Source organism: Exiguobacterium oxidotolerans JCM 12280, assembly GCF_000702625.1.
GTDB lineage: Bacteria > Bacillota > Bacilli > Exiguobacteriales > Exiguobacteriaceae > Exiguobacterium_A > Exiguobacterium_A oxidotolerans.
In genome coordinates this window covers 2497364-2521386 of the sequence record NZ_JNIS01000001.1, presented here as the reverse complement: position 1 = coordinate 2521386, position 24023 = coordinate 2497364, and the positions used below count along the sequence as shown (strand labels likewise).

Here is a 24023-nt window from a genome sequence, read left to right as displayed (position 1 = left end):
ATAATCAAAAGAACGGATTGTTCTTAACTTCTTGACGCAATGTTGTCGTCGGACCATGTCCAGGGTAAAACGTCGTGTCGTGCGGCAACTCGGCGATGATTCGATCAATCGAGCGCATCAACGTGTCTTGATCGCCACCATGTAAGTCCGTCCGCCCAACACTCTGCTTAAACAACAAATCGCCGGCAAAGGCAACCCGCTCATTTTTGAAGTAGAACGTAACGCTACCAGGCGAATGCCCAGGCGTTTCAAGAACATGCATGTTAAAACTACCGATCGAGAGTGGTCCAGGCTCTAACAGATGCTCAGCCGGTTTGACTTTGACCGGCGGCACACCAAACTTCGACGATCCATTTAAATCGGGATTCGCCAGCCACTTTGCTTCATTTTGATGAAGATAGACTGGAGCCGATGTGAATCGTCTCAACATGTCAACGCCACCGATGTGATCAAAATGAGCGTGTGTTAAGAGGATTGCTTCGACTTGCGCGTTCCGCTGTTCGATTTCGTCAAAGAAACGCATATCTTCCGTTCCCGGATCAATGACGAGACATTTCCCATCTCGAAAAAGAAGGTATCCGTTTTCCGAGGCGATACCTGAAGTAATACTTACGATTTCCATATGATCAGACTCCTTTTAAACATCATTCTTTTCTACTATACACGAAATTGTCGAAAGTTCCCTCTTCCCCCTCTCGACTTTAGGCGGATAGTCAGCTAAACTAAAAAGTGAGATTTAAGTGAAATCTTCGTGAACTTCATAACGTGATTTTTAAGGGGGAGTACGTCATGCATTTGGATCAACCAATCGGTTGGCTTTTCTTCATCGTAGCACTCGTCGGTGTTTGGGCCGTCGTCCGTTCACTTAAGAAACGCCAAATGTTTCCACTCGTATTTGCTGGACTGACTGTTGTACTATTCGGCTGGTTCGGTATTGCGACGCTGATTTTCGGTGGAATCCCATCGTAATCGTTGGATAAACATTAAAAAGGTGAGCTTTCTCGTCGAGAAGGCTCACCTTTTTTTGTCGTCATAAGTCTTGCGAAACGAATCGTACGAACAAAAGAAAGCCGAAATCCCTTAAGACGTATAGGGATTTCGGCTTTTTTAGTGTTTGTCACGACTTATTTAGACTTTTGTAAGAAACGTAGCAAGTCACCGTAAATGACTTTGTCCGACAGACCGAGTTCTTTTTCTGACTGCTTGACTGCCTCTTTACAGATGGCTCCATTTTCTTCATCCGTCACTTCTTCACCTGTTTTCCGGTCATAACACGTTTCTTGTGTATAAACGGTTTTATCGGTGATGATAGACCCATCACGGAACAAGGCGTAATCTTTATGTTCTTTTGAGAACAAATCTGTTCCGAACAAGACTTCATCCTTAAAGTCTTTTCCTAATAGGTGGAGCAATGTTGGTTTCATGTCGATTTGACTTGCCACTTCTTCGTGCTTCACACCTTTAGTTTGTCCTGGTAAGTGAATGACGAACGGAACACGTTGCAACTGAGCGACGTCATATGCCGTCAACTCATCTTTTTCGAGGAGCTCCGCCATCGCCGCGTTATGGTTCGTCGAGATTCCGTAATGGTCACCATACAACATGAAGATTGTATCGTCCCATGTACCATCCTCTTTCAGACCATCGATGAACTTACCGAGTGCCATGTCTTGGTATGCGAGGGCTTGGACATAATGATTCAATGTCGTCGAACTCGTCTCAAGCGGTGGGACAAGTTCATCTTCCGGTTTCGGCATTTCGAACGGATAGTGGTTCGTCAATGTGATGAACTTCGAATAAAACGGACGTGGAAGATCTTTCAACATTGGTAACGACTGTTCAAAGAACTTGTCGTCGAGTAAACCCCACTCCGTTAAATCATCCGGGTTACCGAGATCATAATCGGTCTCCGAGAAGAAACGATCGACACCAAAACTATTGTAGACGATGTCACGATTCCAGAATGATTTATTGTTCGCATGGAACACGGCAGAATAATAGCCGTCTTCTTTTAACATCTCTGGTGTTGCCCGGAATTCATTTTCCCCATTCGTAAAGAACGCAGAACCACGACCAAGTGGATAGATTGAATTCTCTAAGATGAATTCAGCATCCGATGTCTTCCCTTGTCCCGTATTATGGTAGAAGTTATCCCATGAATGTGACTCTTTAATTAATTTGTTTAAGTTCGGTGTGATTTCTTGACCATTCGGCGCTTTCAGACCAACCGCAAATGATTGGGCCGATTCGAATGACATCACGATGACGTTTTTACCTTCGTACTTACCGAACATGACCGGGTTCGGCTCAGCATACTTCGACGCGACGAAGTTTTGAACTTCCGACAATTCAGAACTGTCCGCAAGAGCTTTTTGTGCTGATGTTTTTGATTGAATCAACGCGTCATACATATGGAAGTTAAACGTTCCAATATTTTTGACGAGTAACTCGCGGTCAAATGCCCGTGTCAATAGTTCCGGACGTTCTGTTTCCGCAAGTGCCAAGTTTCCAAGGAAAACAGCAGTTGCTGCGACGAAAGCTAAAATCGCGCGTCCTCGTGACGCGACATTTTTAGACATGTCCATTTTTCGTAAGAAGAACGGAAGAATCAATAGATCGCCGACAATCAATAAGTCTGCCCATGTCAACAATGATGTAAGCGATGCTGAGACCGTTTCCGCATTTGATGTTTGGAACAAGACCGGTAACGTCAAGTAGTCATTGAAGAAGCGGAAGAAAATGATGTCCGCATAAAGAACGAGCGTCGCAAGGACGAGTATTCCGTAGATGAACCATTTTTGAACGTTACCACGGAAGAAGAAACTAAATCCAAACATGAAGAGCGCCGAACTGATTGGATTAATCAGTAAGATGAATGCCTGTGCTGAATTCGTAATCGGAACATCGAAAAACAGCGTGTATGCCACATACGTTTTTAGCCAAATCAATAATGTCGCAATCCAAAAAAGTTTATGTTCTGTGTAGGTGCTTTTCACACCTTGGCCTACCTTTAGTCGCATACGCGACCAAATGCCAGAGTCTTGCTGCATAAAAACCTGCCTCCTAATATACGTGTGTTCTTGACCTGGAACTTTTACACGTCAATCCATATTCTATTTATACCCGTATCACGTGAAAATTTTACGCTTACTTTTACAAAAATGCAACCTGAACAAAGCAGATACTTAACAATCACATACTTTCCTTACGTTTGTAAACAAAAAAAAGATTCGCAGAAGCGAACCTTTTTCTGAAATTTAATGAAATCATTTTTTCAAGAACATTTGTTTTGCAAGCCATGCACAACCGATGACACCGGCGTCATTCTCAAGTTCAGCAATTTTAAAGGTCGTCGACTCAAACACACGCGGTAACGCGAAGCGTTCAAATTGTTTTTTGAGCGGTACCATCAAAGCATCTCCTGCCTTGGAAACGCCACCACCGATAACGATCATTTCCGGATTGATGCTGTTCGCGAGGTTGGAGATTGCTAATCCGAGATGGAACGTCACTTCCTCGACGACTTCCGTCGCAATCCGGTCACCCTTCGTATAGGCATCGAAGACATCCTTCGCCGTCACGGCTTGAATATCGTTCAGGACCGTTTGCTGCCCTTTTCGTTTTTCGAGCCCGAGACGTGCGACACCAGTTGCAGAGGCGATTGTTTCAAGACACCCTCTTCGTCCACAACCGCACAAGACGCCGCCTTCAGCAAGCATCGTGATATGCCCGATTTCTCCTGCCATCCCGACTGTCCCATGAACGATTTGACCGTTCGTAATCAATCCACCACCAACACCTGTCCCGAGTGTCACGGCAAGTAACTCCGTCGCTCCACTACCGGCACCTTTCCACATCTCACCGATTGCCGCTGCATTCGCATCATTTTCAATAACAGCCGGTAAACCGGTCAATCGTTCGAATTCACCAATCAACTCAAAGTTATTCCAACCGATGTTGACGGCACGTTCGACGACACCGGTATTAAAGTCGATGAAGCCCGGTGCACCGATTCCGGCACCAACGAAGTCTTCCGGACGTTTATTACTCTCTTTACATTTCTCAAAAAAAGATGTCGCGATGTCGCCTGGAATCTGTTCCCCATCATTCAGGATGACCGTCTCGATCTCCCATTTCTCAACGATGATGCCTTGTAAATCAAGAATTGCCATCTTGACTGTCGTTCCACCAATATCAATCCCGAGTAACCATTTCATCTGCATAGCTCCCTTATTCGTAAATGATTTCATCTCTATTAGTTTAGCTGAACGGCAATCTTGTGCAAAGGGTTGCACAAGACTTTTTCTTACGAATGTCGTGATTTTTTGAATTCATGTGCCAAAATCACTTTCGCTGAATCATATTGCTTTTTTTCTAACACACCGGCTTGCTCGAGTTCATCGAGTTCGAGCATCATCATTGCAATATCCGACTCGCGATCGCCTAAGTAGACAATCGTCCCGTACGTTTTCAATAACTGTTGCACATCATAAAGTGTTTTCATCATTCATTTTCTCCTTCACGAACACATTCAGTAAATCATACGTCGCTTGAAGTGACGCTTCATGCGTCCGTTCATACGAGTGACTCGATTCGATTCCTGGACCAAGCAGTCCATGACGGACGTCGTGACCCGCACTGACGGCTGCTGAAGCATCAGAACTGTAATAGGGATAGATATCGACTTTATACGGAATCGAATGGCTTTGAGCGAGACGTGTGAACTGATGTCGTAACGCAAGGTCATACGGTCCTGAGCTATCTTTCGCACAGATTGATACCGTATATTCATCCGAGTGTTGTCCTTCTCCTAATGCGCCCATATCGACAGCGATGTATTCTGCGACGTCTTCAGAAAAACCAGCATTCCCTCCAAATCCGACTTCTTCATAATTCGAAATCAGAATTTGCGTCGTATGCGGTAATGTCTCGTTTTTCCACTCCTTGATCAGTTCGAGTAACAGGGCGACGGATGCTTTATCGTCCAGATGACGTGATTTGACGAAACCTGTTTCGGTATGAACAAACCGCGGATCAAACGTCACGATGTCACCGACTTCAATCCCTGCTACCCGTGTCTCTTCTGCCGTCGTTGCCCGGATATCGAGTCTCACTTCGATGTTCGTCGCATTTCGCTCTTCCGTGTTCGTCACGCGTGACGTATGGACGCTTGAGTGATGGAACAAAATCGTTCCCGAGATCGTCTGTCCGTCCATTTTATGCACGAGACAGTTTTCACCCTCGATCGCCGTCCACGCATAACCGCCAAGTTGAGATAACGTCAGTCGACCTGTCGGCAAAATTTCTTTGACCATCGCCCCGAGCGTATCGACGTGTGCTGTCAACAAACGAATCCGTGAAGACTGTCCAGGCAACGTAGCAAGCAATGCTCCCTTTTCTAACTTTTTATACGTAATTCCTTCTGCTTTAAATCGATTTTCTACATATGTAAGAGCATGCGCGGTAAATCCAGTCGGACTTGGGATTTCTACTAATTCACGAATCGTCTCAATCACAGCTTTCATCTTGTTCGCTCCTCGTTTGACGTCCTTTTTAAGAAAGGACGGCTTATTTTAATGGAATCGTTTCCTTCTTAATGATACCAAATATCTCTCGCCAGTCGAAAAAGAATGCACACTCAAAAAAAGCGACCGCCTGCTATGGAAAAAAGCCATAGCATCAGGTGCGCTATGACTTTCATCCTTTAAATGACTTTTCATCTCTTTCATTTAGACGTATTTTTTCATCCAAATGTCATCTCGATACGTCCCATCCTCTAGTTTGACCGAATCAGGATCCTCTGCATATACTTCGAAACCAAGTGATTCATAGAGTTTTTGAGCAGCTTCATTTCCTGACAAGACGGCTAGAATGACTTGTTCGACATCCGGAATTTGTTTCGCCTCTTCAATCAAGGCCTCCATTAGGGCGCGACCCGTTCCCCCACGATAATCCGGTGAGATATAGACACCAGAAATCATCGCCTTATGTGATTCCCGTGACAGCTCGTACGGTTTGACCTGACCAAATCCAAACAATGTATCTTCATCGAATATCCCGATCCAAACTTCATCCGACTCCGGATCTCCTTCGAGCCCCTCTTGAACTTCTTCGAGCGGCGTTTGTTGCTCATCGTCAAAAGAATGACCAAATGCATCCGGATGATTTTTTAGACCTTCGAGGCGTAAGCGCCAATACTGTTCTGCATCTTCCTTTGTTAACGTTCGAAATGTATACATGACTATCGTTTCTCCCCTTTGTGAGTTTTCTAATGTTTCTTAAGACATGAAAAACTCTTCTATCCCTAACATAACCTTTTTCTAGTAAAATAAAACCTAGTTTTCAGATTTTTTATCGTGTCCTTTTTTCTAATCAAAAAATCGTACCCACTGAAACTCCGTTTGTCCGAGTTCAGTGCGTACGATTGACGCTTCCGATTTAACGTAAGACAGGTTCCATCGTTTGACGTAAAACTTCCGCCGAATGATGAAATTTTTTTAATTCCTCATCCGTCAGCGACACCTCGATGACTTCGCGCACACCTTGTCGGTTGATCACGGCAGGTACACCAATATGAATACCAGAAATCCCGTACTGTCCGTCAACGTGCGCTCCTACAGTCAACAAACAGTTCTCGTTCCCGAGAATCGCACGGACGATCCGAACGAGACCAAGTCCAATCGCATAGTATGTTGCACCTTTTCGTTCAATGATATGATAGGCTGCATCGCGTACATTAATATAGATTTGATCTAAATCTTTTTGAGAATAACGATCGTCTTCGGCAAGCAGTTCATCAATCGTTTTTCCATAGATTCTTGAGTTGCTCCAGGCAGCGAATTCCGTGTCGCCATGCTCACCTAAAATATAGGCGTGGGCGTTTCGTGAATCGATATTAAAGTATTCTCCTAACATTTGGCGCAAGCGTGCCGTATCGAGTACCGTTCCTGATCCGAAGACGCGTGACTTTGGTAAACCAGAATATTTCCATGCTAAATGTGCCATGATGTCAACGGGATTTGAAGCGACGACGATGATGCCGTCAAACCCTGATTCCATGATTTGACGCATCATTTCTTTCATGATTAAAGCATTTTTCGCAACGAGGTCAAGTCGTGTTTCACCCGGTTTTTGTGGTGCACCGGCCGTGATCACGATGACTTCGGCATCTTTACAATCCCCGTAATCCCCTGCCCATATCCGCATCGGCGAAGAACTGAATGGCGTCCCGTGATTTAAATCCATCGCTTCCCCTTCAGCTTTTGCTTTATTCACATCAATAATGACAAGTTCTTCACAAAGTCCAGCTGTCGTCATTTGATACGCAAAACTTGATCCTACGGCCCCCGCACCAATTAACGCAACACGTGTAACTTTAGCATGTAATTCCATCCGATATGTCCACCCTTCCAAACAAATTAAAAGTTTGTTAACTATCTCACAATTAGATTGTAACATCTTTCACAAAGTATTAAAGGCTGTGTAAACGGTCACATTTTGTCTAATTTGTGTCAACAATATCCTAACATAAGGAAGTACGTTACTTCACCTTCCATTACCACAATCGATACAACATGAAACCAATCAGCCCCGCTAGCGTACTGGACAAATAATTAACGGCGTCATTTCCGAGCCACTTCCATCCTCGGACATATTGTGTCGTAGTACCATGATGGATTTTTTTCTCGGTTTCTTTGCCACAAATCTGACAACGATACTTTCGTTGGACGGTAGCGCCTAACACCGTATCGAGAATACTGCCAAGGACACCTCCGGCCGCGACGATCAACCATTGCTTTATGGACAAATCGAATAGAATGTCCCCCGCCGTCGCGATAAATAATGCACCGATGATTGTCGCGAGTGTCCCGAGTAAGGACACCCCCCCGCTCGTTCCTCGTAAGACCGGTTTAAACGTCCGAATTGAAATCGGTTCTTTTTTAGAAAGCGGACCAATCTCAGATGCCCATGTATCTGCATTCGAAGCAGCAATGACGATCAAGAACACTAATAAAAATTCAAATTCATTTGTCAGTACAACACCTACCGAAGCAAGCATTGCTGTTCCGCCGTTAGCGAGCACTTGCCAGCCATCTCGTGCACCATCCTTTTCGACGATTTGATCGACGGACCGCTTGCGTACCTTACCGAGTTTTGACAATAGGCTAGAGCTACCGAAGAATAACAGTAACAGGACTAGTCCTTCGTAATCGAGCGCATAGACGACCGTGCTGCCGACAAGTATCGTCAACAATGCACCGCTTTTCGTTAATAATCCGAATTGATAGCCAGCATATCCGAGGGCTAAGCAGATGAATAAAAGAACAGTTAGTGACATTGAATGACCTCATCTTCAGTGACAATTGTATCCACTGGGCGATCAAACGATTCTACTTCGAATCGTTCCACGACTTGAACGGCAAATGCAATCGAAAGTGTCGGACCTGAAAAATCAATCAACGCACGATCGTAAAATCCACCGCCCCATCCTAAGCGATAGCCATTGCGCATATAGGCGCGCCCCGGTACGATACAAAGATCAATCGATGGCAACGGAATTTCAAAAGCAGTTGCATCCGGTTCAAAAATCCCCATCGAATTCTCGATCAGTCGACTGCTTGACGAGTGTTCAAAAAATCTCATTTCTTGATTGATCACCTTCGGAATGACGACACGTTTTCCATCCGCCCATGCTTGTTGAATGATTCGATCCGTTGAACATTCGTTTCGAAACGAGAGGGTCACCGCAATTGACGTCGCATTCATCCATTCTGGCAATAGAAATAACCGCTCTGCGATTCGTCGTTCCCGCTCCTGCCGGTTTTCCAACTGGTTCAGTTGCACCCCGATTCCCCGGCGTACCGCTTTTTTATTCATGTCGTATTCCCCCATTCACAAAAAAAGCCATCACACAAGGTGACGGCTTCCATCTCAATTATTTTACTTCACGGTGAAGTGTGTGCTTACGGAGACGTGGGTTGTATTTCTTCAACTCAAGACGCTCTGGGTTGTTACGCTTGTTCTTTTTAGTGATATAAGTACGGTCACCAGTTTCAGTGCAAGCCAAAGTAATTTTAACGCGCATGGGATTCCCTCCTATCTAGCTCTCAATGTATCAAGTGTTTTTGCTTTACATAAGGTTAAGCATACTCAAGTATCGTACCAAGAAAGGAACGGAATTGCAACTGTTCATCCGTTCTTTTTCTGAATCGCCAATTGTTCGTATGGTTTTTCAAGGTTCACTTGGAATTCAAGCGGTTTTTGAGCAACATGATAATCATTTTCGATTCCTTGTCGCGCTTCTTCACGTTCTAAATAAATCAATTGTGAATGACGAAGTGCTTCGCCCTCTAATCGTTTAATCGCAACAACTAAACCACCGCTACTCGCTGGAGAACGTTCACTCTCAAGATTGTACACATTGCTGACAAGCGGCAACTCGTTAATCTCAGCAAACGATTGAGCAGCCGACGCCGTCTCCATCGTAAAGTTATGGACAAGGCGGAATTCTACAATTTTATGCAGAGCTTGCGCTTGACGTAACACGGCAAGATTTAATCCGGCCAACTGATTGTAAGTCTGAACGAGCGGTAGACCCGTCATGTGGACGCCGTAAATATGAACGCCGTCTTCAAATCGATAAGCCGTCTCATTTTCTGTAATGACATAGACATTTTCTCCCGCTCTTGCCAATCGCTTCGCGAACTCAGCAATCGGTCGATTCGAATCTTGGTAATCTTTTGCGACGAGTAAAATCGCGTCATCGTTCCATGACGTTTCACGTTGCACCGCGACATAGTAGTCATGTGTCGTCAAATAGACGTCCGGTTCGATGTCTTCATCCGCTAAGAAGGGATATTCGGCATAACGCGTTTCAAGCCATTCGATCGTTAATTCTCCAGCGTCAAGTAACCGCTCCGTTTCTTCGAATCGCTTAATATGTTCACGGAATCGATTTGCCGCATATTGTGCCGTCGTCTGTCCATCGAGAATGAACGGCCAGTCGCTCGAAACCGCGAGCAAGTATTCACGAATCAATTGACGTTTTGCTTTGACCGTCAAACCATCTTGATGACGATTACGCGCCATGACACCAGCTAATCGTTTCTCAAGTTGATGCAAGTGACGAATCATCCAGTCGTTGCGTTCATTGATCCACACATCCGCATATCCTTTTCGGCCCCATGTCCCCATCGCGACGTGTACCGTCTCGATGTCGCCAAAATGACGCTCGAGGAACATTGTAGGCGAAATCGATTCGACGCCAACATCTTCAAGTCGTTCCATGGCTTTACCGAGGAAGTCTGGTCCTTCAAACCACCAATGACCAAATAATTCCGCGTCAAATGGTGCTGTGACAAGAAACGGCGGGAAGTCTTGTCCACTGTGCTGATCAAGATGCCCTGCCAATGCTTCCGCAAAGTCAGCTGCATGCTCATCGGTTTGTTTCCACGCCCAATCACGGACATAAAATGCCTTTTGATCGGACTCTCCTGTGACACGGTGGAGTTTCAATCCTGTATCGTAACGAAGCCCTTCCGGATGCATGAATTCTGCAATCTGGTCCCACTCGCGGTCGTAAGCAAGGTCACGGTAAAACTCACGGTAGTTCGGATGTCCGGGATACCCGATGACAGAACTCCAAATGCGTCCAGAAATGATTTGATCGCGCGGGAATAAAGCGACGCCATGCGGCGAATAGACCGGTGCGCCGATGCCGTGTTTCGGAGCAGGATCAGCGTTTAAGATAGAGTGTTCGTCAACGAATGTATAACGAATCCCCTCTTCGTACATGATTTTATCAAGACCTGGTGTATAGGCACATTCCGGCATCCATAGCCCCGTCGGACGGAATCCATAATGACGTTCGAAACAGTTTAATCCAGTTTGAATCTCTGACCGGGCAGCTTGCTCTGATAACATATGCGGACTGAAACCATGCGTTGCCGTACAGGTCATCAATTCAAGGTAACCCGCTTCTTTATAATGACGGAAAGCATGGTTTAAATCGCGACCCCAATGTTCGAATGTATTTTTTAAGTCACGGTACCGTTCTTTGTAGAAAAGCAGGGCATCCCGTTCTTCTGCCACTAAATCGCGGTCAAGTTCTTGATCAATTAAACGTAGTGTATCATCTAAATGCTCTACATAACGTTCTTGAATCAATGAATCCGCAAGCATTTCAATGACGGGTGGAGAAATACTAATCGTCCATCCGAGTGGGCGCTCCAGACGATCAATTTCCCATAATAACGGAATATACGTTTCTGAAATCGCTTCGTACATCCAACGCTCTTCTAGACGATGAGCTTCCTGATGACGAATATAAGGTAAATGGGCATGTAAAACGAGTGAAAAATAGCCTTTGCGCATGTTTTCTCTTCCTCTCCTTCTTTCTATCTTTTAGCTCAACGAATTCGGTCGAAGTAAGAATACGGTCGTAAAACTTCTACCCATTCCGGTTGCTCGACCTCTCCATTTTGCCAACGAGCGACGACTTCAGCGAATCGCCCTTCAACGACAGGTTCGTCACGCGGCGTCTCGACCGGCTTCGAACGTAGTACCGGAACGAAGTCACCATCAATCGTTTGAATTCCCCATTCGATGATGTATGTAGTGTTTGGGGATAACGGGCGAACGAACCAAGAGTTCGTCATTTCCGGCAGTTCAAATTGATACGTTCGGTTCGCTTCACCTTTTTCATACTCGACTAACGTCACATCAATGATTCGAAGTTCTTTACGGAATGAATCGAACGCTGCGTGGTAATGCGTCTCTAACATCTTACGAGATAACTCCGAGAGCTCCCAGTACACGTACAATGCAGTCGGCGATTGAACGATGGCATGCATGATGTCATCTTCATAGTGCGTCGCCATCCCGAATGCATCCCGTTCAAGCGATGGTATGGCGATGACAGCAGGAACGATCTCATTCGCAGCCACTTTCATCGATGTAGGGGCTTTCTGTTGTTTTTTAGGAGCTGCTGTTTTTTTGTCCGTCGGTTCTGAAAGTGACTTACGGTATTTACTCCAGGCATATTTCACTTTCCCTTCCGTCGACTCTAATTTTTCAGCGATTTGTTTTGTCGTCAATCCTTGTTCTTTTAATTTTATAATTTTATCAAGCATTACCTATCACCTCTTTATCTTTATTCACTTCTTTCCTATTCTACAAACTTGTTTCAAATCCCTTTATGAAAAAAAGTAGGTCGAGGAATCTCCCCGTACCTACTTGGATTAGTTATTTAAATCGTAGTGTTTTCCTTTTTCGAGATAGATGAGATGTTCCCCGACATTCGTCAAGTGGTCACCCATCCGTTCGATGTAGCGGCAGATGTTCGTGAACTGCATGATTTCATCGACGACGATCGGTTGCAATGACATATGGCGCATGTATTGGCGAAGCGCTTTATATGTCGTCTCATCAATAATGTTGTCGAGATCGGATAACGCTTTCGCTTTTTCGATGTCGCCATCACGATAGGCGACGATCGCGGTTTCTGTCATATCGAGCAACGTTTCGAACGCTTCTTTCAAGAGCGAGATATCAATCACGTACGGGAATGTCTCGACGCGTAAGACCGCTTTTGAGATATTACCTGCGTAATCAGCAATCCGCTCTAAGTCTGTCGCGATTTTCATCGCTGCCACGAGTCGACGTAAATCCGTTGCAACTGGTTGTTGTTTCGCAATCAACAGAATCGCATCATCGTTGATTTCAAGTTCAAGCGCATCAAGTTCATTGTCATTTTCGATGACGTTACGTGCGATATCATGATCATATTTTTCAAGTGCTTCTGCTGTCGTCGCAATCTGTTGCATCGTCTTGCGGGCAAGAAGAAAGACTTTTTGATCGAGTACTGCCAAGTTTTCTCCAAAAATCGTACGGTGAGTGGCCATTGAAAGTTCCTCCTAATTATCCGAATCGTCCTGAAATGTAATCTTCTGTCCGCTTATCACTTGGATTCGAGAAGATACGATCCGTTTGATCAAACTCGACGACTTCTCCGTTCAAGAAGAATGCTGTTTTATCCGACACACGTGCTGCCTGTTGCATGTTATGCGTCACGATGATGATTGAATAATCTTTTTTCAAATCTTGAACGAGTTCTTCGACTTTGAGTGTCGAAATCGGGTCGAGTGCTGAAGTTGGCTCATCCATTAAGATGACATCCGGTTCGATTGCAAGGCATCGCGCGATACAAAGACGTTGTTGCTGCCCACCTGATAATCCGTAGGCATTTTCATTCAGACGATCTTTGACCTCGTCCCAAATCGCGGCGCCACGTAAGCTACGTTCCACGATTTCATCCAAAATCTTTTTGTTTTTGACGCCATGGACACGTGGTCCATATGCGATGTTGTCATAAATCGATTTCGGGAACGGGTTCGGTTGCTGGAAAACCATACCGACTGATGTCCGTAATTCTTCTACTTCATATTCTTTATCGAAAATGTTACGGCCATTATACTCGATGACACCGTTCGTCCGAACGATTGGCACGAGCTCGACCATCCGGTTCAAGGTTTTGATGAATGTCGATTTCCCGCACCCAGACGGTCCGATGATTGCCGTGACTTCGTTTTGTTTAATATCTAAGTTGACATCTTTTAAGGCGTGGTCATCGCCATACCATAAGTTTAAATTGTCGACACGGTATACACTGTCTTGCGCAGCTACTGGTTGATTCATAGTTGTTGCCCCTTCTTTCTCGGCTGTTTTTGTCGTCAGCTTCGTATCCATCATCTGTGTTCCTCCTTAAAAACGATTCAGCACATTCTTACTATTAATAACGTTTAGAAAAACGGTTTCGAATCCAGATTGCAAGTGAGTTCATTGTCAATAAGATCACCATCAAGACGATGATTCCTGCTGCAGCAAGTCCCTGGAAATCAGCTTGTGGACGGCTTGTCCAGTTATAAATTTGAATCGGCAACGCCGTAAACTCTGAGAAGATACCTTCCGGCGCACGGGCGATGAAGATGGCTGCTCCGACCATGATAAGCGGTGCTGTTTCACCAATCGCACGTGAGACAGCTAAAATGATTCCGGTAATGACACCTGGAAGTGACGCCGGTAACACGACTTTGAACGTCGTCTGCCATTTCGAGGCACCGAGTGCAAGTGAAGCATGTCGCATCGCTTGCGGCACCGAACGAATCGCTTCTTGCGACGATACGATGACGACCGGCAAGCTCATTAATGCAAGCGTCAACGCTCCAGCAATCAATGTTGAACCGAAGCCCATGTTCCGGACGAAGAACGTCAAACCGAGCAAACCAAAAACGATTGAAGGTACTCCTGCCAAGTTCGAGATATTGACTTCGATGAACGACGTCATCCGTCCTTTTTTCGCATATTCCTCTAAATAAATCGCAGCTCCGACACCCATGATGAAAATCATTGGAATGATTAAAAGCATCAAGAAGATCGTGCCCATCAGTGCCGGATAGACGCCCGCGCGTTCAGGACGTCGAGATGGTCCATTCTGAAGGAAATCAAGCGATAACCATGCAACACCATCACGGAGTACGCCGACAAGAAGAATACCAAGGACGACGAGAGCAAATAGGAGGCCCATCAAGAAAATTACTTTCGTCACATTGTTGACGACAAGACGCTGACTGATTGATTTTTTCACTGCGACTGGATCAATGAACTTTTTTTGTACAGGTTGTTTTTCTGGTAAGGCCATCTTAGTACTCCTCTCTGAAACGACGCGTAATCCAGTTCGCGAGGAGGTTCATCACAAGTGTAAAGACGAACAACAGCGTACCGACAGCGTAGATACTATAATATTCAACAGTTCCATATCCAGCATCACCAAGTGCGACTTGAACGATATAGGCTGTCATCGTTTGGACAGGTTCAAGCGGATTGACGGTTGCTGTAGGATTTGATCCCCCGGCAATCGTTACAATCATCGTCTCACCAATCGCACGAGACATCCCTAGGACGATCGACGCGATGATACCTGAAAGTGCTGCCGGAACCACCACTTTTAAAGCCACTTCAAGGCGTGTCGAACCAAGTGCGAGCGCACCGTCACGAATTTTTTTCGGAACAGAACTCATCGCATCTTCAGAAATCGAAGCAATCATCGGGATGATCATGATTCCGACGACAATCCCTGGGCTAAGTGCGTTGTAAATTGCAAGACCCGGAATTAATTTATCAAGTAATGGTGTGACGAACGTCAAGGCGAAGAAACCGAAGACGATTGTTGGCACCCCTGCCAATACTTCAAGAATTGGTTTTAACACACGACGTGCGCGCTCTGATGCATACTCACTTAAATAGATAGCAGCAGTGAGTCCGATCGGCACGGCAACTAGCATCGCAATCACGGTAATCTCAAGTGTTCCAACGACGAGCGGCCAGATCCCATACTCAGGAACTGAGTTCAACGGGTACCAGCTCGTACTACCGAAAAATTCTTTGATTGAGACGACTTCAAAGAAATGTTCCGTTTCAATGACTAACGTGAGAATGATGCCAATGGTCGTAACGACTGAAGCAAACGCACATAAAAATAAGACGATTGGCATAATTCGTTCCATGATGTTTTTCATACTAAACTTTTGTTTACGGTTCTGTTGAATCAGCTCTCGAACCGAACCCTTTGATGATGAATTCATCCTTCTTCGCTCCCTACTCCATCATCCCTACATAAGAACGGGACCTAAAAAGGAGGGGATTCCCCCCTTTTTAGGCCATCCTTACATCTGGATGTTTATTTCATTGCGTCTTCGATTGCTTTTGCATTTTCGTCATAACGGTCTTGCTTCATTTTGACGTAACCGACTTCTTCTGCTAAATCGCCGGCATTTTCATTCGTAAATTTCACAAAGTCTGCGACTTGTTTTTTATCGTTGAGTGATTTGTTGTTTACATACGTGTAGATTTCACGTGATAGTGGATATGAAAGATCGTTGATTGTTTCTGGTGTTGGATCAACAGCATCTTTTCCTTCAGCCGATAATGGTACTTCTTTTAACTTATCTTTGTTTTCAGCATAGTACGCGTAACCGAAGTAGCCGATTGCACCTTTCGTTCCTTCGACACCTTTAACGAGGACGTTATCATCTTCAGAAAGTTGGACGTCTTTACGCATATCTTTTTCATCCATTACTTCTTCATTGAAGTAATCAAATGTACCTGAGTCTTTACCAGGGCTGAAGAATTTGATTGGTTCTGCTGGGTAAGATGAATCGACATCTTTCCATGTTTTGACGTTCGGATCCTGCCACATTTTATTGAGCTGGTCAATCGTCAATTCTTTGACCCACGTGTTTTCTTTACTTACTGCAACTGTTAATCCGTCAAGCGCTAGTGCCATTCGTGTATATTCAATTCCATTTTTTTCTGCTTCTGCTGCTTCTTCTTCTTTGATTTCACGTGAAGCGTTCGAAAGATCTGTTTCACCGACGACGAAACGTTTGAATCCGCCACCTGTCCCCGACACACCGACCGTTACGTTTACATCTGGCTGTTCAATCGAATATTCTTCTCCGACTGCTTCCATGATTGGGAAAACTGTTGACGATCCATCAATTGCAATCTTTCCTGAAAGATCCGACGAACTCGAAGAGCTTCCTTCGTCATTTCCGCATGCTGCACCGACTACTGCGATTGAAGCTACTGTTGTGATAAGTGCTGTTTTTTTCATCCAAGACATGATTAAATTTCCTCCTCGAAGTATGTCGCTTATACCGATACGACTTTTTATCCGTTTCCCTTACAAGACTTATAATACGGATGAACTATTAAAACGAAATGAATCCAACGTAAAAGAATTGTAAAGGCTTGTTTTTTGCAGTTTACAATTCAAAATACATTATAAAAAAAGGTCAATCCAAATAAAAAAACGAAGATGAGTTTCCTCAGCTTCGTCTCTCTAGTTAATTTGGCTTAGTCTGCCACGGAATATCTTTTACGTTGAAGTACGCCTTCACTAAATCATGACCAATTTTTGAGTTGACCGTTTCCTGCTCCATATATGGAAGGAATACAGCCCACGCGATCTCCGGATTATCATACGGCGCCCAACCGACAAGGTTCGAGTTTAATGAACGAACCGGCTGACCACTGCTGTCACGTAACGCAATCCCGTCTTCACCATATACACTTACCTGTGCTGTACCCGTCTTAGCTGCCGCGTCGATTCCTGTCAACGCAATTACTTTAGAAGTCCCACTCTCTCCTTTGACGACTCGATGCAATCCTTCGCGGACGTGATCGATGTTGTCTTGGCTGACTTCGATTCGGTTCAAGTAATTCGTTTCGAAGCTATACTCGACTTGTTTTGTATCTTCTTCAATTGAATTCGATGCGAGCACTTCTTTTAAGAAATGCGGCTGAACACGATAGCCGCCGTTCGCGAGTGTTGAGATATACTGCGCGACTTGTAACGGAGTGAACGCGTCATATTGCCCGATGACACGGTCCATCAAGAGCGTGACGCGGTCCGGTGTCCCTTGCACACCTTTCGCTTCGTACGGTAAATCAATCCCAGTCGTCACGCCGAGCCCGAACTGGCTGTAGTAGTTTTGCATAATGGCTGCAGCAGCATCGACGCTCGCCCCTGCAATCCCGTTACTCGGATAATTTGCCATCCGCATTGCGATGTTGAACATATATACGTTTGACGAGCGTTCGAGCGCCGTCAAATCCGTAATCGGCCCCATGTTGACGTAAGAAGCCTTCTTCGTCCCTCCGATTGTAATCGGCGCATCATTGATGACTTCATTTTGACGAATGACGCCTTCTTCGAGTCCCATTGCAACCGTCGCCCCTTTAATCGTCGATCCGATTTGGAGTGAGGTCAGAACATTATTGATTGCGACGTCACTAAATTTATTCGTCGCCGTATCAAGTTTTTGTCCCGACATCGCTAACACTTCACCCGTTTGTGGGTTCATCACGACCGCATAACCTTCTTTAAGATAGCCGCTTCCCATACCACGACCCATCTTGATCGCTTGTTGGAGGATTTGATCGACCTGTTTGTTGTATTCCGCGTCAACCGTCAGAACGAGATCTTTTCCAGACTCCCCTTCTTCACGGTTCGGCTCACCGACCGGTTCGCCGTTAAACGTCTCATACACATCATATGCCGGTTTCCCGCGCAATAAATCTTCATATTGTTGTTCTAAAAACGATGTTCCGACCCGATCGTTCAAACTGTACCCTTTTGCCTTGTATTCCGCTTGTTGCTCTGCAGGAATCTTCGAGTACTTTCCAAAGATATTTCGGAGTGTTCCTTCATATGGATAGGACCGTTCATAGAATGGTTCCACAGAAACGCCTTTCAAATCTTCGAGATTTTCATCAATGATCGCCATCTCTTTTGCTGTCGCACCAAGCTTGACGAGTTGGGGATCGAGCGCATATCCAACTTCCATATTGTGTTTGATTGCGACGATTTCCATTGTCTTATCATCGTAATCGATATCTTTTTCTGTAATCGTATCGAGCATGATTTGGTTTTCTTCAGCAATCGATAACTTTTTCCGATCTTCTAATGTCGGATATTTTTCTTTCATGACAGCATCAAAACGACGTTTCGATTCTTCTGCATTGGTTGCAATCCAGTAATCTTTTAAGTCACGTTCCGTTACCTTCCAATCATCTTTCGGTAAATGGATGATGGCCGCGAGACGTGAAGCCGTTTCAATCCGCTCATCGACCTTTGTATTTTGCGAGCGTCGGTAGACAATCGAATATTTTGAAATCGTATCGACGAGCAATCGTCCATCGCGGTCATAAATTTTCCCGCGTGGTACTTCATACTTCGAAGCAATCATCTCTGTTTTTTGAACTTCGCGTGAGATTTTTTCACCATTGACAATTTGGACGACACCAAGTCGAAAAATCAAAATCGCAAATAATAAAAAAACAACAAAGAACATTAAATTTAATCGAAGCGGCAAGTGGTTACGCCGTCTTCCTCTTACCGTGATTCGTTTCGCCATGGCGTACTCCCCTATCGTTCAAAAAGTCATCTTTGTTCATTATATAGAAGGAAACCATCCATAACAACCTATCCCATCATTTTCCGTATTAAAAAAAAGCCGCTTCCTCATGTGAGGAAACGACCCTTTTTTAGTAATAACGATTATTTTGCGTCAGCGTAAAGTTTGGCAACGTGATCCCAATCAATGATATTGAAGAATGCATTGATGTAATCCGGACGACGGTTTTGGTAGTTCAAGTAATACGCATGCTCCCAGACATCAAGTCCGAGGATTGGCGTTTTACCTTCCATGACCGGTGTATCTTGGTTCGGTGTCGAAACGACAGCCAACTTGCCACCTTCGACGATGAGCCATGCCCAACCAGATCCAAAGCGTGTTGTCGCTGCTTTTGCAAATTCATCTTTGAATGCATCGAATGAACCGAATGCTTCATCGATTGCTGAAGCGAGTTCGCCTGTCGGTGCAGCACCATCATTCTTTTTAAGCAATTTCCAGAAGAATGAGTGGTTCCAATGACCGCCACCGTTGTTGCGAACTGCTGTTTGAATGTTAGCAGGAAGCGCATCAAGGTTTTGAAGCAACTCTTCTAATGATTTCCCTTCGTGTTCCGAGCCTTCGAGCGCCGCGTTGACGTTCGTGACGTAAGCATTATGGTGTTTCGAGTGGTGAATCTCCATCGTACGAGCATCGATATGTGGCTCAAGCGCATCATAAGCGTAGCCGAGTTCTGGTAATTCAAATTTTGACATTTTCATGTCCCCCTTTATCCTATTTTCGGAACTTCAATACCTCTTTAGACTAGCAAAAACAAATGGTCTAGTGCAAGCAATGACCCTTACGAATTATTGTTCATCACGTGGTGCGAATACCGATACGCCGCCACCTGGAACCGGGAAGACACCAAATCCTTCTTCATCAATCACGACAGGCTCTTCTTGATGGTTCGTATAGTCGAACCATTCTTCTCCAGCACGGTCTTCTCCGACGAACATCCGTTTTTCACACATGTCAGCATTTGAGAGCAATACGGCACAGCCTGAATTCGGGAACTCTTCGACTCCGTGACGGACCCAACCGACACAGTGCGGATCATCGAGATAATCTTCTTGTTTCCCGTAGGCTTTATAGTAACGGGCGTACAGCAATGCATCAATCATCTCTTTTTTCCCTTCGACGGGATGCGGTCCCTGGATACCATAATAATCACCGTAAAAGACGCAAGGATAACCGTCTTTGCGCAGGAGAACGGATGCATAAGCATGTTGTTTAAACCAATCATCGACCCATGACTCAAGCGATTCACCTGGTTGCGAATCATGGTTGTCGACGAACGTAACAGCATTCGTCGGATGCGACTCAACGAGTGTATCTGCGAAAAGTGTCGTTAAATCAAATTCTTCGCCCTGTTCTGAAGCTTCATGAAATTTATAATGAAGTGGAACATCGAACAAATCGATTGTATAGTCGACGCTATCTAAGAAGTGACGACAATCATCTAAGTCTGACTTCCAAAATTCACCGACCATATAAAAATCTTCTGGATTTTCACCCATCATTGATTTCGCGAATTCATTGACGAATTCGTAATTGATATGCTTGATTGCATCAAGTCGGAATCCTTGGCAATTAAGTGTATCTTTAAACCAATGTCCCCAATCGATCATCTCTTGACGGACTTCAGGATGATTGTAATCGATGTTCGCAAACATCAAGTAATCATAGTTCCCGAATTCGCTATCGACTTGGTCGTTCCAGTCTTTATTTTTTCCGGAGATTTTGAAGACGCCGGTTCTTTCTTCTCGCGCATCAAAATCCGTCCCGTTAAAGAACTCATGATTCCATACAAAATCAGAATACTTCCCGTCACGTCCCGGGAAAGTGAATTTTGTCCAGGCATCGATTTCGAATTCTTCTGAAATTTCTTTCGACCGATCTTCCGGATGTACCTCAACGACATTGATCGTCTCCAGTTCATCTGCTGCCGCCTTATGGTTCATGACGACATCGGCATAAACGGCGATTTCATTTTCATGTGCCACTTGAATGGCTTCAAGTAGTTCGTCTTTCGTCCCGTATTTCGTCCGAACCGTTCCTTTTTGATCAAACTCACCTAAATCATAAACATCGTATATCCCATACCCTGTGTCTTCATCTGATTGTCCCTTAGAAGCTGGTGGAATCCAAACAGATGTGATGCCTGCAGCACGAAGCTCCGGCGCTCTCTCTTTTAAACGTTGCCAATGCTTCCCATCATTTTCTACATGCCACTCGAAAAACTGCATCATTGTATGGTTACGTTCCATCTCTCTTCGCTCTCCCTCAATTACTATAGTATGAATATTATTACAATATCTTTAATATTCCCCAAGAGAACAAAAATAAACGCACACCCCTAAACAGGAGTGTGCGTTTCTTAAATGGACCCTGCAGGACTCGAACCTGCGACCGGACGGTTATGAGCCGTCAGCTCTAACCAGCTGAGCTAAGGGTCCTTAAGTAAATAGTAGCGGCGGAGGGAGTCGAACCCACGACCTCACGGGTATGAACCGTACGCTCTAGCCAGCTGAGCTACACCGCCATAATGAATTAAAACAACTACAATTAGATTAATGGAAAGCATCTAAAATGTCAATAAATTATTTCGCGAAAATAAAGAGGGACTTCTTTACAGAAATCCCTCCCGTTTATTTTTATTTTACTCAAGCCGTTCCCGAACGTTGTTCAAGTACTAAATCTGTAATATTGACGGCATGATCACCAATCCGTTCGAGGTTCGATAACAGATCAACGAAAATCATACCCGCTTGACCAGTACACTCCCCAGCATTGACCCGTAAGACATGGTGTTTACGGAATGACCGTTCAAGTGAATCGAGTTTTCCTTCTAATTCAAGGACTTGGCGTGCTAATGAAACATCATCACGCTCAACAGCTTTGATTGCCGTATCGACGATTTTTTGTGTTAGAACGTACATTTCATCCAACTCTTTTTTCGCTTTCGGGGTAAACTCAATCCGATTGACGATTTGGAAGTCAACGAGTTCAATTACGTTTTCGACGTGGTCACCAATTCGTTCGAAGTCATTGACGGCATGCATTAAAAGCGAGTGGTCGTTCGATTCACGTTCAGAGAGATCGTTCGCCGCCACTTTAACAAGGTAGTTCGTGACTTCCGTGTTCAAGTGGTTGATTGCATATTCAATCTGACCAGCGTCAGAAACATCTTTTTTATCATGTGATTGCGTGTAGCGATGTGCTTTACCGAGTGCTTCTTTTGAGAACTCACCCATCCGCAAGACTTCCATTTTCGCTTGGTTCAACGCAAGTGAAGACGATTGGTTCAAGATGTTTTGATCCAAGTGACGTGGTTTTGAATCGACTGTCGTATCCGTTCCTGGAACGACCTTTTTAACGAGCCATGCAATTTGTGCGATGAACCAACATTGAATCAACGTGTTGACAACGTTGAACGTACCGTGCGCAAAGGCAATTTGCATTTTCGGTTCAAGATCGAGTACACCTGTGATCCAAGCAATGAATGTCGAGAACAAAGGTAAGGCGACTAAGAAAATAATCGTACCGACGATATTGAAGATGACGTGTGCTGCTGCTGTCCGTTTTGCGGCAATCGATGCACCGAGTGCTGCGAGTACTGCCGTGATCGTTGTTCCGATATTATCCCCGAATAAAATCGGGAGGGCTGCTTTGATATCGATCATGCCACCAGAGTATAGCTCCTGCAAAATACCAATCGTCGCAGAGGACGACTGGACAAGGAACGTAAAGACCGTCCCGACGAACACACCGAGTAACGGATTGTCTGACATCGAAATTGTCAGTTCACGGAACCATTCACTTGATTGAAGTGGCTTCATGCCATCTCCCATTAAAGTCAAACCATAGAACAAGGCACCGAAACCGAAGAAAATTTGTCCGATGTATTGAATCCGTTCTTTATTGAAGAAGAAGATGAGAAACGCACCAAGCGCGATTGCAGGAAGGGCTGCTTCCTTGACGTTAAAGCCGATGATGAAGGCCGTGATCGTTGTTCCGATGTTCGCTCCCATGACGACACCGATCGCTTGACGTAAATTCATCAGACCCGCGCTGACGAGTCCAACGACGATGACGGTCGTACCTGACGATGATTGAATCAAGACTGTGACGACAATACCAGCAAGAATTCCGAGTAACGGGTTCGATGTGTATTTGTCTAAAATGTAACGAAGTCGGTCCCCTGCTGTTTTTTGGAGCCCATCTCCCATATACTTAATACCGAATAGGAAAATACCGAGTCCACCAATAAAAGTGAAAATCATTTCCTGCAAATCATAATTCATCGTTTCATCTCCTCATATCTAAAAAAGTGGGATTGATTTTTTGTTAAGATTTTATTGTTTCAACCTCTCCTATTATGTAAAGGTCCGTTGAACTTGTAAATAGTTTTATCAACATTTGAATGTTAAGGTTTTATTAACCTGTACCAAAACAGTTAAAACCCTTTATTTAAAGCATTTTACTCCCCACTACACCACTGTTATGAAACAGAGAAAAGAGTGTTATCATGGTTTTTTTAAGACAATTTATTAATTATTTACAAACCACCTTAGTTCCAAACCGTTCTTTTTTAAAGACTCGCCTAGCTGATGTCTCCCTTTATTTTTGTGGATTAGCGTGGATTTCATTTTGGACGACAGTCATCGACAGTATATTTATCGTCAAAACGGTTCCATTCATCGTCTGGTTTATGCTCCATTTCATTTTCGTCGCCATCGCGCTGTTACTGTTTCTTCTATTGATGTCGTATTTGAATCGTTGGTTGATCGCCTGGATCCTCCCAAGACCATGGGCGTACCGGCAAGTTTTTCCGTATACGGTTGCTGCTAACTTATGGAGCTTTCCAGTCGGCGTCCTCTGTTATCAGCTCGGATTCTCAGCACTTGGGGTGACGCTCCTATTAGTCGGTCACTTCATTTATTCTTTACTGCCCGTTTTCTCAGCACGGAACCGAAAAAAAAATACGCATCCGAAATCGTAATTCCG

At 44.6% G+C, this 24023-nt stretch carries 23 protein-coding genes and 2 tRNA genes; 2 read left to right on the top strand and 23 right to left on the bottom strand.

Going from position 1 to position 24023, the window contains the following annotated elements:
• Positions 1 to 4: 4 nt before the first annotated feature.
• A complete protein-coding gene (locus P403_RS0112730; protein WP_029332994.1) occupies positions 5 to 622 on the bottom strand; it encodes an MBL fold metallo-hydrolase in 618 nt (205 codons plus the stop codon).
• Between the two features lie 167 nt (positions 623 to 789).
• Here P403_RS0112730 and P403_RS0112725 point away from each other — a divergent pair, with 167 nt between their 5' ends.
• Positions 790 to 969, top strand: a complete 180-nt coding sequence (locus P403_RS0112725; protein WP_029332993.1) for a DUF2759 domain-containing protein — start codon at positions 790 to 792, stop codon at positions 967 to 969.
• Positions 970 to 1124: 155 nt separating this feature from the next.
• Here the strand turns inward: P403_RS0112725 and P403_RS0112720 are convergent, their stop codons facing one another.
• From P403_RS0112720 to P403_RS0112615, 22 genes are all read right to left on the bottom strand, one after another.
• The gene (locus P403_RS0112720; protein ID WP_034801229.1) at positions 1125 to 3050 is read right to left on the bottom strand and encodes an LTA synthase family protein; all 1926 of its coding nucleotides are present in this window, start codon (positions 3048 to 3050) and stop codon (positions 1125 to 1127) included.
• A gap of 216 nt (positions 3051 to 3266) precedes the next feature.
• A complete protein-coding gene (locus P403_RS0112715; RefSeq protein ID WP_029332991.1) occupies positions 3267 to 4223 on the bottom strand; it encodes an ROK family glucokinase in 957 nt (318 codons plus the stop codon).
• Positions 4224 to 4306: 83 nt separating this feature from the next.
• The gene (locus tag P403_RS0112710) at positions 4307 to 4504 is read right to left on the bottom strand and encodes a YqgQ family protein (RefSeq protein ID WP_029332990.1); all 198 of its coding nucleotides are present in this window, start codon (positions 4502 to 4504) and stop codon (positions 4307 to 4309) included.
• Complete coding sequence (locus P403_RS0112705; RefSeq protein WP_029332989.1) at positions 4488 to 5525, bottom strand: M42 family metallopeptidase; 1038 nt, start codon at positions 5523 to 5525, stop codon at positions 4488 to 4490. Before P403_RS0112705 ends, P403_RS0112710 begins: the two co-directional genes overlap by 17 nt.
• Before the next feature lie 204 nt (positions 5526 to 5729).
• The gene (locus tag P403_RS0112700; RefSeq protein ID WP_029332988.1) at positions 5730 to 6239 is read right to left on the bottom strand and encodes a GNAT family N-acetyltransferase; all 510 of its coding nucleotides are present in this window, start codon (positions 6237 to 6239) and stop codon (positions 5730 to 5732) included.
• A 199-nt stretch (positions 6240 to 6438) separates the two neighbouring features.
• Positions 6439 to 7392, bottom strand: a complete 954-nt coding sequence (locus tag P403_RS0112695; RefSeq protein ID WP_029332987.1) for an L-lactate dehydrogenase — start codon at positions 7390 to 7392, stop codon at positions 6439 to 6441.
• A 163-nt stretch (positions 7393 to 7555) separates the two neighbouring features.
• A complete protein-coding gene (locus P403_RS0112690; protein WP_029332986.1) occupies positions 7556 to 8338 on the bottom strand; it encodes a DUF92 domain-containing protein in 783 nt (260 codons plus the stop codon).
• On the bottom strand, positions 8329 to 8877 hold the full coding sequence (locus P403_RS0112685) for a 5-formyltetrahydrofolate cyclo-ligase (protein WP_029332985.1): 549 nt from the start codon (positions 8875 to 8877) through the stop codon (positions 8329 to 8331). The genes P403_RS0112690 and P403_RS0112685 overlap by 10 nt, the downstream gene beginning before the upstream one ends.
• Positions 8878 to 8935: 58 nt before the next feature.
• Complete coding sequence (gene rpmG / locus P403_RS0112680) at positions 8936 to 9085, bottom strand: 50S ribosomal protein L33 (RefSeq protein WP_012369771.1); 150 nt, start codon at positions 9083 to 9085, stop codon at positions 8936 to 8938.
• A 104-nt stretch (positions 9086 to 9189) separates the two neighbouring features.
• Positions 9190 to 11373, bottom strand: a complete 2184-nt coding sequence (locus P403_RS0112675; protein WP_029332984.1) for a glycoside hydrolase family 57 protein — start codon at positions 11371 to 11373, stop codon at positions 9190 to 9192.
• 35 nt (positions 11374 to 11408) lie between these two features.
• Entirely contained in the window at positions 11409 to 12131 is a 723-nt protein-coding gene (locus tag P403_RS0112670) for a DUF4912 domain-containing protein (protein WP_029332983.1), read from the bottom strand.
• Positions 12132 to 12239: 108 nt separating this feature from the next.
• Positions 12240 to 12902, bottom strand: a complete 663-nt coding sequence (gene phoU, locus P403_RS0112665; RefSeq protein ID WP_029332982.1) for a phosphate signaling complex protein PhoU — start codon at positions 12900 to 12902, stop codon at positions 12240 to 12242.
• Between the two features lie 16 nt (positions 12903 to 12918).
• A complete protein-coding gene (gene pstB, locus P403_RS0112660) occupies positions 12919 to 13695 on the bottom strand; it encodes a phosphate ABC transporter ATP-binding protein PstB (protein ID WP_235195257.1) in 777 nt (258 codons plus the stop codon).
• 94 nt (positions 13696 to 13789) lie between these two features.
• Positions 13790 to 14698 carry a phosphate ABC transporter permease PstA gene (gene pstA, locus P403_RS0112655; protein WP_029332980.1) on the bottom strand — a complete coding sequence of 303 codons (909 nt, stop codon included), beginning with the start codon at positions 14696 to 14698 and terminating at the stop codon, positions 13790 to 13792.
• Position 14699: 1 nt separating this feature from the next.
• Complete coding sequence (gene pstC, locus P403_RS0112650; protein WP_029332979.1) at positions 14700 to 15641, bottom strand: phosphate ABC transporter permease subunit PstC; 942 nt, start codon at positions 15639 to 15641, stop codon at positions 14700 to 14702.
• A 95-nt stretch (positions 15642 to 15736) separates the two neighbouring features.
• Positions 15737 to 16681, bottom strand: a complete 945-nt coding sequence (locus tag P403_RS0112645) for a PstS family phosphate ABC transporter substrate-binding protein (RefSeq protein ID WP_029332978.1) — start codon at positions 16679 to 16681, stop codon at positions 15737 to 15739.
• 223 nt (positions 16682 to 16904) lie between these two features.
• Positions 16905 to 18977, bottom strand: a complete 2073-nt coding sequence (locus tag P403_RS0112640; RefSeq protein ID WP_029332977.1) for a peptidoglycan D,D-transpeptidase FtsI family protein — start codon at positions 18975 to 18977, stop codon at positions 16905 to 16907.
• A 143-nt stretch (positions 18978 to 19120) separates the two neighbouring features.
• On the bottom strand, positions 19121 to 19729 hold the full coding sequence (locus tag P403_RS0112635; RefSeq protein WP_029332976.1) for a superoxide dismutase: 609 nt from the start codon (positions 19727 to 19729) through the stop codon (positions 19121 to 19123).
• Positions 19730 to 19822: 93 nt separating this feature from the next.
• A complete protein-coding gene (locus P403_RS0112630) occupies positions 19823 to 21283 on the bottom strand; it encodes an alpha-amylase (RefSeq protein WP_029332975.1) in 1461 nt (486 codons plus the stop codon).
• 115 nt (positions 21284 to 21398) lie between these two features.
• Positions 21399 to 21472 (bottom strand) — tRNA-Ile (locus tag P403_RS0112625).
• Positions 21473 to 21484: 12 nt separating this feature from the next.
• Positions 21485 to 21558 (bottom strand) — tRNA-Met (locus P403_RS0112620).
• A gap of 121 nt (positions 21559 to 21679) precedes the next feature.
• Positions 21680 to 23320, bottom strand: coding sequence for a Na/Pi cotransporter family protein (locus P403_RS0112615; protein ID WP_029332974.1), 1641 nt, complete (start codon positions 23318 to 23320; stop codon positions 21680 to 21682).
• Positions 23321 to 23544: 224 nt separating this feature from the next.
• On the opposite strand from P403_RS0112615, the gene P403_RS0112610 reads away from it, so the two are divergent.
• The gene (locus P403_RS0112610) at positions 23545 to 24018 is read left to right on the top strand and encodes a hypothetical protein (protein ID WP_029332973.1); all 474 of its coding nucleotides are present in this window, start codon (positions 23545 to 23547) and stop codon (positions 24016 to 24018) included.
• Positions 24019 to 24023: the final 5 nt, after the last annotated feature.